15 protein-coding genes are annotated in these 14,228 nt (G+C 60.7%); 11 read left to right on the top strand and 4 right to left on the bottom strand.

What is annotated here, in order from left to right; all coding sequences use genetic code 11:
- Positions 1-171: 171 nt before the first annotated feature.
- The 5 genes from ACZ51H_RS09820 to ACZ51H_RS09800 all read left to right on the top strand — a co-directional run bounded on the left by ACZ51H_RS09820 (position 172) and on the right by ACZ51H_RS09800 (position 5,335).
- Positions 172-903, top strand: coding sequence for a TetR/AcrR family transcriptional regulator (locus ACZ51H_RS09820; protein ID WP_230463184.1), 732 nt, complete (start codon positions 172-174; stop codon positions 901-903).
- 334 nt (positions 904-1,237) lie between these two features.
- Positions 1,238-2,038, top strand: a complete 801-nt coding sequence (locus tag ACZ51H_RS09815) for a phytanoyl-CoA dioxygenase family protein (RefSeq protein WP_196224668.1) — start codon at positions 1,238-1,240, stop codon at positions 2,036-2,038.
- Positions 2,039-2,133: 95 nt separating this feature from the next.
- The gene (locus tag ACZ51H_RS09810; RefSeq protein WP_196224667.1) at positions 2,134-3,063 is read left to right on the top strand and encodes a phytanoyl-CoA dioxygenase family protein; all 930 of its coding nucleotides are present in this window, start codon (positions 2,134-2,136) and stop codon (positions 3,061-3,063) included.
- A 185-nt stretch (positions 3,064-3,248) separates the two neighbouring features.
- Positions 3,249-3,977 carry a hypothetical protein gene (locus ACZ51H_RS09805; RefSeq protein WP_460986851.1) on the top strand — a complete coding sequence of 243 codons (729 nt, stop codon included), beginning with the start codon at positions 3,249-3,251 and terminating at the stop codon, positions 3,975-3,977.
- A gap of 53 nt (positions 3,978-4,030) precedes the next feature.
- Positions 4,031-5,335 carry an NtaA/DmoA family FMN-dependent monooxygenase gene (locus ACZ51H_RS09800; RefSeq protein WP_196224665.1) on the top strand — a complete coding sequence of 435 codons (1,305 nt, stop codon included), beginning with the start codon at positions 4,031-4,033 and terminating at the stop codon, positions 5,333-5,335.
- 679 nt (positions 5,336-6,014) lie between these two features.
- Here the strand turns inward: ACZ51H_RS09800 and ACZ51H_RS09795 are convergent.
- Genes ACZ51H_RS09795 through ACZ51H_RS09785 form a run of 3 tightly spaced genes read right to left on the bottom strand, consistent with a single transcriptional unit; the run spans position 6,015 to position 8,492 of the window.
- A complete protein-coding gene (locus ACZ51H_RS09795; RefSeq protein WP_464801717.1) occupies positions 6,015-6,737 on the bottom strand; it encodes an anti-sigma factor family protein in 723 nt (240 codons plus the stop codon).
- Complete coding sequence (locus tag ACZ51H_RS09790; protein ID WP_464801716.1) at positions 6,730-7,263, bottom strand: sigma-70 family RNA polymerase sigma factor; 534 nt, start codon at positions 7,261-7,263, stop codon at positions 6,730-6,732. The genes ACZ51H_RS09795 and ACZ51H_RS09790 overlap by 8 nt, the downstream gene beginning before the upstream one ends.
- On the bottom strand, positions 7,251-8,492 hold the full coding sequence (locus ACZ51H_RS09785; protein ID WP_464801715.1) for a glycosyltransferase family 4 protein: 1,242 nt from the start codon (positions 8,490-8,492) through the stop codon (positions 7,251-7,253). Before ACZ51H_RS09785 ends, ACZ51H_RS09790 begins: the two co-directional genes overlap by 13 nt.
- Positions 8,493-8,704: 212 nt before the next feature.
- On the opposite strand from ACZ51H_RS09785, the gene ACZ51H_RS09780 reads away from it, so the two are divergent.
- From ACZ51H_RS09780 to ACZ51H_RS09765, 4 genes are all read left to right on the top strand, one after another.
- On the top strand, positions 8,705-9,334 hold the full coding sequence (locus ACZ51H_RS09780; RefSeq protein WP_464802880.1) for a peptidylprolyl isomerase: 630 nt from the start codon (positions 8,705-8,707) through the stop codon (positions 9,332-9,334).
- A gap of 59 nt (positions 9,335-9,393) precedes the next feature.
- Positions 9,394-10,137 (top strand): DUF72 domain-containing protein, encoded by a 744-nt coding sequence (locus ACZ51H_RS09775; RefSeq protein ID WP_464793787.1) that lies wholly within the window; start codon positions 9,394-9,396, stop codon positions 10,135-10,137.
- A gap of 305 nt (positions 10,138-10,442) precedes the next feature.
- Complete coding sequence (locus ACZ51H_RS09770) at positions 10,443-10,829, top strand: gamma-glutamylcyclotransferase family protein (RefSeq protein WP_464801714.1); 387 nt, start codon at positions 10,443-10,445, stop codon at positions 10,827-10,829.
- A 69-nt stretch (positions 10,830-10,898) separates the two neighbouring features.
- Positions 10,899-11,819, top strand: a complete 921-nt coding sequence (locus ACZ51H_RS09765) for a dienelactone hydrolase family protein (protein ID WP_464801713.1) — start codon at positions 10,899-10,901, stop codon at positions 11,817-11,819.
- A gap of 100 nt (positions 11,820-11,919) precedes the next feature.
- On the opposite strand, the gene ACZ51H_RS09760 is transcribed toward ACZ51H_RS09765, so the two are convergent.
- Entirely contained in the window at positions 11,920-12,453 is a 534-nt protein-coding gene (locus tag ACZ51H_RS09760; protein ID WP_460988120.1) for a peroxiredoxin, read from the bottom strand.
- A 125-nt stretch (positions 12,454-12,578) separates the two neighbouring features.
- Between ACZ51H_RS09760 and ACZ51H_RS09755 the strand changes: the two genes are divergently transcribed.
- Entirely contained in the window at positions 12,579-13,085 is a 507-nt protein-coding gene (locus ACZ51H_RS09755) for a hypothetical protein (RefSeq protein ID WP_464801712.1), read from the top strand.
- A gap of 40 nt (positions 13,086-13,125) precedes the next feature.
- A complete protein-coding gene (gene recF / locus ACZ51H_RS09750) occupies positions 13,126-14,196 on the top strand; it encodes a DNA replication/repair protein RecF (protein WP_464801711.1) in 1,071 nt (356 codons plus the stop codon).
- The last annotated feature ends 32 nt before the right edge of the window (positions 14,197-14,228 follow it).

Below are 14,228 nucleotides of genomic sequence, written 5' to 3'. Positions count from 1 at the left end.
GGCGGGGCACGGCAGTAAAGGGAGTCGTTCCCGCCTAAATTTGGGGCAGGTGACGGCGCCCAAATGTGGGGTCACCGCTCGTGTCGCGGGGTTCGAGCCTCGCGGTGTAGAGAAGGCCAACCTACACTGGCACCCTTGATCGACTGATCCTTCAATGCTTAGGACAGTGCCATGATGGAAGCCGATAGCAATGAACAATCGATGGACCTTGGCATGGTGCGCCCCGGGAAATCTTCCCGAGGCTCTAAAACGGTCGACATGATACTTCGATCTGCCGTTCAAGTGTTGATTGAAGAGGGATCGGCGGCGTTCACATTGAAACGGATCGCAGAAAAATGCGGTTTGCAGATAGGCAACGTCACGCGCCATTTCCCTCGAAAGGAAATGCTTGTCCAGTTACTTCTTCATGAAATCCTCGATTCCAGTGAAGAACTCCTAAGACATCGCGTGTATGAAACTAATATGCCTGCCGAAGACGCGCTGACTCTTGTGATAACCGGCACGTTGGAAGGCGCCAAGGCGAAAGGAACAACGCATTTAATGACAGAACTTTGGGCCATGAGTAATCACAATGAATTTGTGGCGGAGCGCGTGGAGGCCTTATACCAATATAGTCACACATTGATTGGTTCGTTCGTAAAGCAGCTGAATCCCTCGCTTAACGACGAGGAAGTTGAAGCAGTCTCGATCTTCATCAATGCCGCAATGGAAGGCATGACAGTCATCGCAGGTCATGGTAAGCCATGGTCGAAAAAAATGCCGCTTATGCAAATGATCGGAGCGAATTCGCTCGTCAAAATGGCGAAAACCATCACTCCGGCCGAAATACGCATACTGAAGGCCCGGCCAGACGAAATGGCTGCGGAAAAACGGGGTGCGACGCAAAAGCGGGCGCCGAAATAGGTTAAACTCAGAGCGTGCGGCCAAGCGCGCGGCCCACGCCGGGTGGCCCCATCGCTAAATCATGCTTCGATAACGAACTTGGACGACGAGTCTTGCGCTCGGCCCATCGCTGGCGCTCGCGATGGCGCGGTAACCCCACATAAACCTGTTGACAGGAAGTTGAAAATATTCAACATAAGAAATGTTGATAAATATTAACGTAAGAAGGAAGGCGCGGTGCTTGGCTCAGCGACGGTCCGCTGCCCTATGCGATTTGGTTTAACCGACAAGGTGGCACTGGTAATTTCTTTGAGCTTAGCGCGCGACGAGACGACCTGCTTCAAGGAGTATCACGATGAAGCTTCAGCATCTTCCTAACGACGCCACCGTCGAGGAAGCGATAAAGGTGATCCGTGAGCATGGCCATGTGATCATAGATGAGCTGGTTCCAGGTTCCGTTATCCATCAAATCCTGACGGATATGCGGCCATATACCGATGCTGCGCCGTTCAGCGAAAATGAGTGGTTCGGTAATGGAAGTCAACGCGTCGGCAATTTGATCGCACGCTCGGAAACCGGTCGCGACCTCGTGATGAACCCTTTGGTACTTGGCGTCGTGAAGGACGTACTTAGCCATTCACCGATCGTTCAGCTCGGCGCAACCGAGATGATCTCATTGAAGCCAGGTTGTCCCGCGCAATTTATTCATCAAGACGAAATGACTTTCGACAGCTTTCCATTTCCTGATGACTATATCGTTTCTTGCAATACCTTGTGGGCATTAACGGACTTCACCGAAGAAAATGGCGCGACCCGGGTTGTTCCAGGAAGCCATGCCTTACCGCGTGCGGAATATAGGTTGGAAGACACGCTGCCAGCCGAGATGAAACGTGGTTCCGTGATGATTTTCACGAGCAAGCTGTGGCATGCCGGGGGCAGCAATCGATCGAAAGACATCCGACGCGCGCAGGCGATCAACTATTGTGTTGGCTGGGTCCGGCAGGAGGAAAACCAGTTTCTGGCCTGCCCGCAAGATATCGCCCGAACCCTGCCTGACGATCTTCTGAAATTGATGGGGTATCAGATCGGCTTTGGCTACGGCCACGCCGGGGCGCAAGCGGACCCCTTGACTGCACTCAGGCAGGCACACCCCTGATACGTGCCGGGATGAAGGACGCGAGATAGCGATCAGGGTGAGATCACGGTCTCACTAGCGATATCATTCCAGATCAAAGACTGAAGGATCGTGAAATGTCAGTTGGAAACACAATTTCGATAGATGACTATCAGACCGAGCAAATGAAAGCGACAGTAGTGGTGCCACTGGATTTTCAGGACGCTCTGCCGCAACCTACGCCGGATCTGGAAACGGCAAAGGCCGACTTTGAACGAGCAGGCTATGCGATCCTGACCGCCGCGATCTTGCCAGACAAGGTCGAACTCGCCCGGCAGGTGCTGGCTTCCGAAATTGCCCACGAAGAGGCGGCGGACATCACTCGGGTAAGCCAGTTCTTTGTCGATCCCGATGCCAAGAATCGGCGTCTGGACCGCTTGCCCGATCGGCATCCGGTGTTTCTCGAACTCCTCGAACAGCCTGTTTTGTTGGACCTCGTCAAACACATCCTCGGACCCACGGTGCTTAACGAAAGCTACCTTGTTCAAAGCCTGGATGCCAATGTCACACGTCCAGGAAGCGGCGCGCAATTCATCCACCTGGACGCTGCCCGCGACACCCATGATCAGGCCGTTCCATACCAGGCTCGCTTCATCTGGTGCCTGGATGCGTTTGACGAGGAGAATGGTGCGACGCGTGTCGTCCCTGGCAGTCATCGCTGGAACGACCGGATCGATATGTCTGGTGCAACATTCTACGAGTCGGTGCCAGCCATCGCCCCTGCTGGCTCGCTGCTCATTTACTCGGATATGCTGCTCCACGGCACAGGGGCAAATGTATCGACTGACCGGCAGCGGGCATCCATCAACTTTGGTTACTGCCCGCCCTGGTGTCGGCCGTTGATCAACTTTCCGCTCGTTCTTGATCCGCGCACGATGGACGGCGCGTCACGTACGCTCCGTCAGTTGCTGGGCTACAGCTCTGTCGTGAATGGCTTCGATTCACCCTGGAACTCGGCTTCGGAAGAGCTGCGTTCCATGACGGTCCCGGCCACCATCGAATACTGACCGTAGGAGCGGCGCAAGGCAGTCGGTACGCGGCGGTGGCGGCATCGCCACTGAACGCAAGTCGGTGCCTGGTGCGGACTCGACGGGGAAGGGGTCGGGAAGGCTGGAAAGACACCGGCGTACCCCGGTCGGCGTACATTTTGCGAGAGCAGCCTATGCACACCGCTTTCTCATTGAAGGGTTCGATGTTCGAGATCGAGATGAACGGTCATGCGGCGGATCGGGAGGAGCTGCTGGACTGGCGGCCCGATGATCGGCTGGCCGTCATTCTCACCTCGCCCCTGAGCGCACTGGGTGCCAGCATGCTGTTACAGCTGGTGACCACGGCCTATTATGATGTGCGCCCCAGCCGCCGAAAGGCGCCGCATTATGCGGAAATCTACCTGCTTCATTCTGGCGGGCGCTATGGCGACTTCTCAAGCTTTGACGTGGTGCCCCGTCGGGAGGTCTTTCTTCCAGCCGATCCCGACGCGCTGATCGAGGCGATCAACGATCGCGCGATTACCCACCTGGCTATTCCCGACGGAACTCCACGGCATTTGACGTTCCCTTGGAAAGAGCCAGAGGTGGCGCGCGATCGCATCCGGCATTGCTTTGCCTATACTGCCCAGGGACGCACCAGTAATGCCGATATTGCGATCATGTCGCGGAACCCTGATCTGCACCAGGATGTCGAACTGGCGCTCGAACCAATCGCGCTTGCGGAGAGTATCGAGCGCTACATCGACGCAGGCGATGCGGATGTTCAGCTTTATTCAAGAGAGCTGGCGCAGCGTGTGCGCAGTCGATTGATTGAAATTAGTGCAGACGAGAAAATAACCGCAAGAAAATATCACGACGCCATTTGGGATGACGGCGTCATGCGGCAGACTTTTCGAAAGATCAGTGTCGACGCCGCGCTCTCGCTGCTCTGACACACGTCTACCGGTCATCAGATCATCAAATTAAAATCAAGGAGACTGACGCTATGGCACACACAAAATTCCACCTCGGCTATTTCACCAAGTTCGGGGCCACGTCATGGCCCGGTGACGGCAAGGAGTTCGGGTCGGACTGGATTGACGGTTCCTATCACAAGCAACTCGCCAAGATGCTGGAAGCAGCGAAGTTCGATTTCATCTTTTTCGAAGACACGTTGATCGTTGGCGACAGATATGCCGGCTCCATGGAGCTCGATCTGAAGAACGCTACGCTGGCCCCCAAACTCGATCCCATCCCGCTGCTGCCAGTCATGGCGCAGGAAACGTCGCACATCGGACTGGTCGCTACCGCGTCCACCACATTCTACCCGCCCTATCTGCTGGCCCGACTACTTTCGACCGTCGATTCCCTTACGGGCGGGCGCGCTGGCTGGAACATGGTCACGTCCAGTGAGAAGAACGCGGCCCTGAATTTCGGCATGGACAAGCTGCTGCCGCCTACGGTCCGCTATGACATAGCGGATGAATATGTCGAACTGGCCAAGAAGCTGTGGGATTCGTGGGAAGAAGGCGCGCTGGTCGCTGACCCTGAAACAGGTGTGTATGTCGACCATAACAAGGTTCACACCATCAATTTTGAAGGTAAGCATTTCCACTCGCGCGGCCCACTGAACACGGTGCGGTCGCCGCAGGGCTATCCTGTCCTGTGTCAGGCCGGTGCATCGGAACGCGGCCGCGAATTTTCGTCGAAGAATGCGGAAGTTGTTCTGGGCATGATGACCGGCGGCGTTCCCGGGATGAAAGCCTATCGCGAGGATATTCGGCGGCGCGCCGAAGCGCAGGGCCGCAACCCGGATGATATCAAGGTCATCTTTCTGACGCCCGTCAACATCCTTCCCGAAGGGGTTGAGAAGCAGGAAATGACCGAAGCTGAAAAGCAGGCGTCGTTCGAGCATAATATCGTCATGGCCTCCTCCTCGCTAGACGTGGACTTTTCGCTCTATGACCTGGACGTGCCCGTGCCGCAGGACATCGTTGCGGGCGGCCATACCAGCGCGCTCGACCATATGAAGAAAGCCGGGCGGGAAGAAGGCAAATCCATCCGTGACCTGTTCTCCATGGGCCAGGGCGCCAGTGGAATGGACTTCAGTGGCACGCCGGAGCAGGTCGCCGAAAAGATGATGGCGGTCATGGATGAAGTCGGCGGCGACGGCTTCCTTATCGAAGGATCGGGCTATAACCGCCAGCTCCCCGATCTGCTCAACGGCGTTATTCCCGCTCTGCAAAAGGCCGGTGCGGTTCGCACCGAATATCGCGGCACCACATTGCGCGAAATTCTGCGGGAGTTTTGACTCTGCAATCGGGCGGTTCGCAGTTAGCCGCCCGGTTTCAAGCCTGCCGCTACCCATGTACTCTGGGTGGTGATTGTAGCGGGGTATCGAAGGTAACAGCTTGCGCCGAGGTAGGCCATTCGCGATACACGAGATAAGTCATACGCTTGGATGGTGCCGCTGATGTCTCCTTATGGCTGCAGTCCGGTAACCGAGCGGCACGGGTCGGCGCGCTGCACCCATCTGTTATCGGGCGAATGGCAGGATGCGTCCTGATCTGACATTTACACCAGAGCAGGGGGAACGCCGATGCTGCGAAGGGTTTCGGGCGCTTGCGTACGAAAGCCTCCAGTGCAGGAACCCGCGGGGTCCTTTGGTCGGAAACTGCCTCTGGGATCAGGTTCGGTGAATGGCGGCTTTCCTGTCTTCGCCTCTCTAAACGCCAAATTCCGCAAACGGCCGGTCGCGCTCGAACACCTGCGTCCACTCATTTCGGCTAGCGTCTGGACAGATCAAGGTTTGTCCGTCATCCTTTCATCAAGCTGGTGATTTCATGGCCAGCAGGGATACCCGTGGTAAGGGGTGTGGGAAAGCTTCAGCTGGTCTGGCAGGAACATAGGAAATTTGCCGCTTTTAGCGCGGGAATACTGATCCCTCCCTCTCCGCCACTTAATATCAAAAGCTTCCGTATCCAGCCGGGTCAGGACCAATATTGGTTCAGTCGTTCCGCCTCCTGGTCGATCGTGCCGGGATCGCCTTCGCCGGTCAGCGCATAGGACATGTCGCCGCGGCGCCAGTAGGCGACAGACTGGGCGCCTTCCCGCACCGTGTCGGGGATGGCGGGGGCGTCGCTTTTCTGTCGTGTCGCGAAGATGGACAGGCGCTCGCCCGCGCCGGTTCTGATCGCGACGAGAAGGGCGGGACTTTTCCCCGCCGGGAAAAGCTGAACGTCGGTCACGTTCCAGTCGGCGGGCAGTGTGGGCAGGAAGATGTGGGTTCGCGCCAGAAGCTCGTGATGGTCGAGCGCCTGCCCTTCGATTTGCGAAGCCATGTGCGCCCGGATCAGCGCGACCCGGTGAGAGGCGACGGCCATATCGACATAATCGGGCGGGCTAGGCCCGGTCGCCAGCAGCAATGCCAGTGCGGCCGCTGTCCCCGTCCCGCCGACCGTCGCTGCCCTGCGCCAGAAAGGCCGGGCTTTCGAAGGCGCAAGCGCTGCGCTGTCGTCGAGCAAATGGCCGGAGAGCTGTTCCTTCCTGTGCGCCAGCAGACGGAGTCCCGTCCGCGCGCTGAGGTCGGCCATCACCCGCGCCGCGAGGTCAGGGCGGGCGGCAAGATGCGTTTCCACGGCAAAGCGTTCGGCATCGTCCAGTTCATCATCGATATAGGCGTGCAATTCGTGATCGGCGGGTTCCTCAGTCATCCTGTCCTCCAACCAGACGCAACGTCGCCTGCCCATCTACGCTGCCAGAGTTCCGCAAGCCCGCACGCGCCCGCGCCAGCCGTGACATGATGGTGCCCACCGGCACGTCCAGCACCTCGGCCGCTTCCTGATAGGTCATGCCTTCGACAGCGATCAGGTGCAGGACCGATCGATGATGGTCCGGCAGCGCGGCGAAGGATTGCCCCAATTGGGCAAGCTGCACCCGATGTTCCTGCCCGGCATCGACATGCGCCATCACCGTTTCGGCAAAGCGCGCGTCGCGCCGCGCCTCGGCGGCTTCGCGCCGTTTGCCCGATATGAAGACATTGTGGACGATGGCGAGCAGCCATTGGCGCCTGCTACGGCTGGGTTGAAAGCTGTCCTGCCGCTCGATCGCGCGCACCAGCGCATCTTGGACCACATCGTCCGCGTCCTGATCGTCGCGCGCGAGGGAGCGGGCATAGCGGCGCATGGCGGTGAGGTCGTCGCCGATCGGGCCGCCGGTCCCGCTTTTCAGCCAGCGCATGATATCAGTTCCCGTACCGTGGCGGACGGTGGGGCATCCGCCAGGCAATCGGCATAGGCTTGATAAACAGGCGCAAGGACATCGTCCCAGTCATAGCGGTCGGCAGCCGCACTGGCCATCGCGCTCATGCGGCGGCGGCGGCGGGGGTCGCCGATCAAATGTTCGACGGCGGCGGCATAGGCGGCCGCGTCTTTCGGTTCGACCAGCAGGCCCGTGACATCATGGGTGACAAGAGCGGCGGCGCTCGGCACCTCCGCCGACACGACGGGCAGTCCACTCGCCATCGCTTCGAGATTGACGTTGCCAAAGGCTTCGGTGACGCTGGGATTGATCAATATGTCGGCGCTGGCGATGGCGGTGCCGAGCGCTATCCCCTCCAGATGCCCGGCAAAGGTCGCATTGGGCAGGCGTTGCGCCAGCCAGCTGCGGGCCGGTCCCTCTCCCACGATCAGCGGACGCAGCCCATGGTGACGCTGACGCAGAAGCGCGATCGTCTCGGCAAAGACGTCCAGGCCCTTTTCCAGGACGAGGCGGCCAAAGAACAGCGGCACAACATCGTCGCGATCATAGCCATAGGCCGCGCGCACAGCGTCGGATCGGAGCGACGGATGGAAGCGCGCGCGATCGACGCCCCGGCCCCATATCGAAACCTTTGCCTCTCCATAAGCGCTGGCGAACTCATCGGCGATGGGCAGCGTCGGCGCCAATATGCGGTCGCACCGGCCATAAAAGCGGTCGAGATAGCGCTCGATCGGCTTGCGCAGGAAGGACAGGCGATAATAGTCCGCATAGGTTTCAAAGCGCGTGTGCACGCTGGCGATCACGGGCACATCATTTTGCCGGGCGTAGCCGAGCGCCTGCCATCCAAGCCAGTCGGGCGCTGATAGGTGGATGATGTCGGGGGCGAAGCTGTCGAGATCGGCGCACGCGGCGGACGTAAGGCCCAGGGCCAGCCGATATTCGGGCCGTCCCGGCAAGCCGAGCGAACGAACGGCCTGGATATCTCCAACGGCGGCGAAGGCGGGCTTTGGCGCGCGCGGGGTGTAGATGCGCACTGTTACGCCATGGCGCGCCTGAAGATAATCCACCAGCCGGTTGAGCGCCTGATTCGCGCCGTCCCGTACGCAGTCATAATTGCCGGAAAATAGGGCGACCCGCATTGGCCGCTTTGCATCTCGGGCGGCGATCGGCGGGCGGGGCGAGCGGTCGAGGTGGAGAAGCGTTGCCATGATGCGACGCTTACGCGTGCCGTCGCGCTTTTATTCCGGCTCACCTCCTTTTTTAACGGACGGCATAAGGCGGACTGATCGGGGACGGGAGACGTCCCGTTGGCCACTGGCGAGCGCACGGTTCGTCCTGTAGCGCGATCATCGCCCGTGTGCTTTGGAATGGAGACGATAGATCCTTGGTTAGACCGCCGATTTCTGCTGCCCTGTTGTTGATGGTGTTTCCGGCGGCGTGGGGAATGCCGGGCAATCGGGCGACGCCCGGCTATACGCGCGTGGCGATCGAGACATCGGTGGGCACGATCATTGTTGCGACGGATAATAAGCGGGCGCCGCGCACTTCGGCCAATTTCCTTACCTATGTCGATGATGGCCGGTTCGATGGCGTCACCTTTTACCGGGCGGCGCGGCGCAAGAGCGATGCGAGGCTGGGGCTGATCCAGGGCGGGATTGATACCGATGCGCGCCGGTCCCTGCCGCCGATCCCGCATGAGCCGACCAGCAAGACCGGCATCCGGCATCTCGACGCGACCCTGTCGATGGCGCGGCCTAATCGGCCGAATTCGGCGATGGGCAATTTCTTCATCACGGCGGGTGCCACCCCCAATATGGACGCGCGGGGGGACTATATCGGCTATGCCGCTTTCGGCCATGTGGTTGCTGGCATGGATGTCGTGCGCCGCATCCTAGCCATGCCGACCTGCTGCGGATCGGGACCGATGCGGGGGCAGATGATCGTTAAGCCGGTGACGATCATTCGCGCCAAGAGGCTGGATGGCACGGCGCGGCCGACGCGTGGGGTAAAGCCGTGGCTGATCGGCCTGCGTCGCAAGGCGGCTTCCTGACATTTCCTCTGTTCCGGGCGGCGTTCAGGCGTCAGGATGAGCGCTGAAAGGAGAGTGCCATGGCGGCGGGACGCATCAGGGTAGGCATTGGCGGATGGACGTTCGAGCCATGGCGCGGCACCTTCTATCCCGAGGGGCTGCGGCAGAAGGATGAACTGGCCTATGTCGGCCAGCATCTGACCGCGACGGAGATCAACGCCACCTATTACAGCACGCAAAAGCCCGCGACCTTCGCCAATTGGGCCAAGGCGGTGCCCGACGGCTTCCAGTTCGCGGTGAAGGCGTCGCGATACTGCACCAATCGTCGCGTGCTGGCGGAGGCCGGGGAATCGATCGGCAAGTTTGTGGGGCAGGGGATCGCGGAACTTGGCGACCGGTTGGGTCCGATCCTGTGGCAGTTCATGCCGACCAAGAAATTCGAGCCGCAAGATTTCGGTGCTTTCCTGAAGCTGCTGCCTGATTGCGTCGATGGCGTCCCGCTGCGCCATGCGCTGGAGGTGCGGCACGAAAGTTTCGATGATCCCGCCTTTTTGCAACTGGCGCGCGATGCGGGTGCGGCGGTGGTGCTGGCCGACCATGACGAATATCCTGCCATTGTCGGCCATGATGTGGGCTTTTCCTATTGCCGCCTGATGCGCACGCGGGAGGAGGAAGCGACCGGCTATTCGCCCAGGGAAATTGGCGGCTGGGCAAAAAAGGCGCAAGCGATGGCGGATAATGGTGACGTCTTCGTTTTCTACATCAGCGGGGCCAAAGTGCGTGCGCCCGCCGCGGCCCAAGCGATGATCGTTGCATTGGGGTGACAGGGCTGTTGCATTTGCTGCAACTGCGAACGCGTCCTTTGCGATTGAGGCAAAGGGCGTGTTCCATCATATGCGTTCTTGTCCAAACAGGGCGCAAAACAAAAATTGCAGGAAACGAAACATGCGGCACACTATGCAGGGCGTTGCGTTGATGGTTGCGGTCGGTGCGCAGATGCTGACCTTCTACTCGGTGCTTTTCGCCTGAGCGATTAATCGCTCCCCTTCATTCCTCGTCTTGGGGGAATTTCAAAAAGGCCGCCCGGCTATTGTCAGGGCGGCTTTTTTATTGCTAGCGATTACGTGCAATGAGCCAGCCTTTGCTATTCGTCTACGGGTCTCTCCGGCCCGGATTTTCAGGGGATATGGCTCGCTGGCTGGCATCAGTGGCGGAATTTGCGGGTGCTGCCATTGCAAGCGGTGCGCTTTACCGGATCGATTATTATCCCGGCTTCGTTCCCGATGCTGACGGAATTGTCACGGGTGAGCTGTACCGGCTGCCTGATCCTGACGACATCCTTGCCATTCTTGACGAGCATGAGGAGTGCGCGGCGCATTTTCCCGCGCCTCATGAATTTGCGCGGGAGCAGATTAAGGTGCGCGGCGCTGCGGGGTCGATCGATGCATGGACTTATGTCTATGCGCGCGATGTCGCGGGGCTGGAGCGAATCGCGAGCGGCGATTTCCTGGCCTGACCGCTTGCGCTGGGCGGATGGGCCGATAATCTGCGGCGGCCGGGGGGGGGGCTGCGGAGAGGAAGCGCGATGAGCAGTGAGAATGCAGAACCCGGCCCCATGGATCGCCTGCCCGAAGACCGCAGCTGGATCGACAGCACCGGGCTCGACCGGCGCAAGCTGCTGATGACCGGCGCCTTCGCGGCTGGTTTCGCCGCCGCATGCCGCCCGGTGTCGAGCAGCGCCGTGCAGACATCGGGCCAGGGACTAACGCAGGAGACGGTTTCGATCGCGGCGAGTGATGGCTTTGCGATGCCCGCCTATGTGGCGCGGCCGGAGAAGGCGAAGAACGCGCCGGTTATCGTCGTGGTGCACGAGGTTTTCGGCGTCCATGAATGGGTCCGCGACATGTGCCGCCGCTTTGCGCGAGAAGGCTATTATACGATCGCGCCCGATCTGTTCGCGCGGCACGGCGATGCGACCAAGATCGCCGATATCCAGCAGCTGATCAGCAGCATCGTGTCGAAGGCGCCCGATGCGCAGGTGTTGTCCGACATTGATACGACCTATGACTGGGCGGGCAAACATGGCGGCGATGCGGCACGGCGGGGCATTACCGGCTTTTGCTGGGGCGGGCGGATCGTTTGGCTTTATGCCGCGCACAGTGCGCAACTGGATGCGGGCGTGGCCTTCTATGGGCGGCTGGTCAGCGAGAAGACAGCGTTGCAGCCGGTGAGCGTGGTGGAGCAGGCGGGCGCGCTGAAGGCGCCGGTGCTGGGGCAATATGGCGGTTTGGACAAGGGCATCCCTGTCGCTGATGTCGAGGCGATGCGGGCGGCGCTGAAGAAGGCGGGCAAGTCGCCGCCGGACGCGATTACGGTCTATCCGGAGGCTGATCATGGCTTCATGGCGGATTACCGACCCAGCTATAACGAGGCGGCGGCGAAGGAAGCCTGGGTGGCTACGTTGGAGTGGTTTGGGCGCTATGTGAAGGGTGAGAAAAAAGGGTGATGCCCGTTCGTGTCGAGCGAAGTCGAGACATAGGATGCGTCAGCGCTTCTCGACTTCGCTCGAAGCGAACGGAGGTGGGGGGAGACGGGGTAGGCGTTTCCTATTTCGCCTTCATCGATTGTACGGCAGCAAGGGTGCTCTTTACATGGCCGGTATAATTCATTTCGCTGTGGACGAAGACGATCCGACCGTTGGGCGCGATGACGTAAGAGGTGCGGTCGGTTATGCCCGGCGCCATCTTGAGCGCGACGTCATAGCCCGCGATGATGTCTGGCCCGGCCGAGGCGACCGCGAACTTGCCCGCGCACTCCTTGGTGGAGAAGGCGACAAGGTCGTCCACCGGATCTGCCGACATGCCGATCACGGTCGCGCCCGCTTTCCTGAAATCATCGATATGCGTCGCAAACTCGCGCGCTTCGGCCGAACAGCCGGGCGTGAAAGCCTTGGGGAAGAAGTAGAGGACGACCGGGCCCTGCTTCAACTGGTGGGACAGGGTAAGGGTGAATGTCTTGCCCGCCCGCGCGCCGCGCGTGGTGAAATCGGGCGCCTTGGCACCGGCAGACAGCGCCGCCACGGCGCCGGTCGATCCCAACATGGTGGCGGCAAGGGCCATTGCGATCATCGCGCGCTTCATCATCACCCGTCTCCATCCTTTGCGGCAGAGCAAGGGTGATGGCCCCAAGCCGTGCCGCTGGCAAGCCTGTAGCTGGAACCCTTCACCGCCCCGCCGGTTCATTACGGATGCGCCTGCTTTTTGCCATGCCCTTGCTGTTGCTCGCCGCATGTGACGACAAGGGCGGGGAAAAGCCCCGCATGTCGACCAACATCGTCGATGAGCAGGCGACCTATGATGTCAGCAATGAAACGCCTGCGCAGGATGAAACGCTGGCGGCGGGCAATGAGACGCCGCCCCAACCGGGCGACAACGCATCTGTTTCCGCCGCTGCTGACAGGACGGGAACCGCGTCGCATGCTGGCGCAATTCCTGCGGCGTTACAGGGGAGCTGGACCGGCCTTAACGACCGTTGCGGCGATCGGTCGGCTGAACTGGAACTCAAGGTGACGTCGGACAGCCTGATCTTCCATGAAAGCGTCGGGACGGTGACGGGAGTTGCGACCGGAGTCGGCGGCAAGGTGAAGGTCGATGCCGCCTTTACCGGAGAGGGGGACAGCTGGACCAAGAAGCTGGAACTGCGCCCGTCGGCTAATGGTCGGGAACTCACCATCATCAATGACGGGGCGGCGGTGACGCGCAAGCGCTGCTGAAGCGCTTTCCGTTTGTCGCGAGCGTCGCTAGAGCGGGGCGATGATCGGCCGCCTGACCTTGAGCGATTTCCGCAATCATGCGGATGCGCTGATCCTTCCCGATCATGCTTTCATCGTGCTGACCGGCGAAAATGGCGCGGGGAAGACCAACATATTGGAAGCGGTGTCGATGCTGGCGCCCGGACGCGGCCTGCGCGGCGCGGCGTTGCGCGACATGGCGCGGCAGGGTGGGCCGGGTAGCTTCGGTATCGCGGCGGAAGTGGACGGGGTGGTGCTGGGGACCGGCACTTCGCCCCAAGCGCCCGATCGACGTCAGGTGCGGATCGGCGGCGTTGCTTCGTCGGCCAATGCGCTGGCCGATCATCTGGCGATCGTGTGGCTGACCCCGGCGATGGACCGGCTATTCATGGATAGCCCCGGCGGACGGCGGCGGTTTCTGGACCGGCTGACGCTGGCGCTGCATCCGGGGCATGCGGTGCATAGCGCTCGCTATGAGGCGGCGATGCGGGCGCGCAATCGGCTGTTGTCGGACTTGCCGCGCGCCGACCCGTCATGGCTGACGGCGCTGGAGGCGCAGATGGAGGAGCATGGCGCGCTATTGTCCGCCGCGCGTGCTGATCTCGTTACCCGGCTGGGCGTGGAACTTGTTGGCCAGCCCGATGAGCCTTTTGCCCGCCCGCTGCTGGCGATCGACGGGGATGAGGAGGGCGATGGACCGCTTGCGCAGCGGCTGGCGCGGGAGCGGCGGCGGGATGCGGCGGCGGGGCGGACATTGTCGGGACCGCACCGGCAGGACCTTTCCGTCACCCATGCGGCCAAGGGTCAGGGGGCGGCGCTCTGTTCGACTGGCGAGCAGAAGGCGCTGCTGTTATCGATCCTGCTTGCCCATGCCGCACTGGTCGCCGCTCATCGCGGCCAGCCGCCGGTCTTGCTGCTCGATGAAGTGGCGGCTCACCTCGACCCGTCGCGGCGAGCTGCATTGTTCGGCCGGTTAAGAGAAACCGGCGGGCAGGTGTGGATGACGGGAACGGAAGATAGTCTTTTCAACGCGTTGGGTCTAGCAACACGGTTAACGGTAACGGCGGGCCAGCTTTTTCGTTCCGCAGGTTAACCCGCCTCCGCAACAATTCACCGCTTGGCGCT

Source organism: Sphingobium sp. TomMM15 (assembly GCF_055397045.1).
This window is presented reverse-complemented; position numbering and strand designations above follow the sequence as displayed.

Coding starts and splice junctions, on each gene's coding strand:
- ACZ51H_RS09820 (WP_230463184.1), top strand. CDS start 172: ATGATGGAAGCCGATAGCAATGAACAATCGATGGACCTTGGCATGGTG.
- ACZ51H_RS09815 (WP_196224668.1), top strand. CDS start 1,238: ATGAAGCTTCAGCATCTTCCTAACGACGCCACCGTCGAGGAAGCGATA.
- ACZ51H_RS09810 (WP_196224667.1), top strand. CDS start 2,134: ATGTCAGTTGGAAACACAATTTCGATAGATGACTATCAGACCGAGCAA.
- ACZ51H_RS09805 (WP_460986851.1), top strand. CDS start 3,249: ATGTTCGAGATCGAGATGAACGGTCATGCGGCGGATCGGGAGGAGCTG.
- ACZ51H_RS09800 (WP_196224665.1), top strand. CDS start 4,031: ATGGCACACACAAAATTCCACCTCGGCTATTTCACCAAGTTCGGGGCC.
- ACZ51H_RS09795 (WP_464801717.1), bottom strand. CDS start 6,737: ATGACTGAGGAACCCGCCGATCACGAATTGCACGCCTATATCGATGAT.
- ACZ51H_RS09790 (WP_464801716.1), bottom strand. CDS start 7,263: ATGCGCTGGCTGAAAAGCGGGACCGGCGGCCCGATCGGCGACGACCTC.
- ACZ51H_RS09785 (WP_464801715.1), bottom strand. CDS start 8,492: ATGGCAACGCTTCTCCACCTCGACCGCTCGCCCCGCCCGCCGATCGCC.
- ACZ51H_RS09780 (WP_464802880.1), top strand. CDS start 8,705: ATGGTGTTTCCGGCGGCGTGGGGAATGCCGGGCAATCGGGCGACGCCC.
- ACZ51H_RS09775 (WP_464793787.1), top strand. CDS start 9,394: ATGGCGGCGGGACGCATCAGGGTAGGCATTGGCGGATGGACGTTCGAG.
- ACZ51H_RS09770 (WP_464801714.1), top strand. CDS start 10,443: ATGAGCCAGCCTTTGCTATTCGTCTACGGGTCTCTCCGGCCCGGATTT.
- ACZ51H_RS09765 (WP_464801713.1), top strand. CDS start 10,899: ATGAGCAGTGAGAATGCAGAACCCGGCCCCATGGATCGCCTGCCCGAA.
- ACZ51H_RS09760 (WP_460988120.1), bottom strand. CDS start 12,453: ATGAAGCGCGCGATGATCGCAATGGCCCTTGCCGCCACCATGTTGGGA.
- ACZ51H_RS09755 (WP_464801712.1), top strand. CDS start 12,579: ATGCCCTTGCTGTTGCTCGCCGCATGTGACGACAAGGGCGGGGAAAAG.
- recF (WP_464801711.1), top strand. CDS start 13,126: ATGATCGGCCGCCTGACCTTGAGCGATTTCCGCAATCATGCGGATGCG.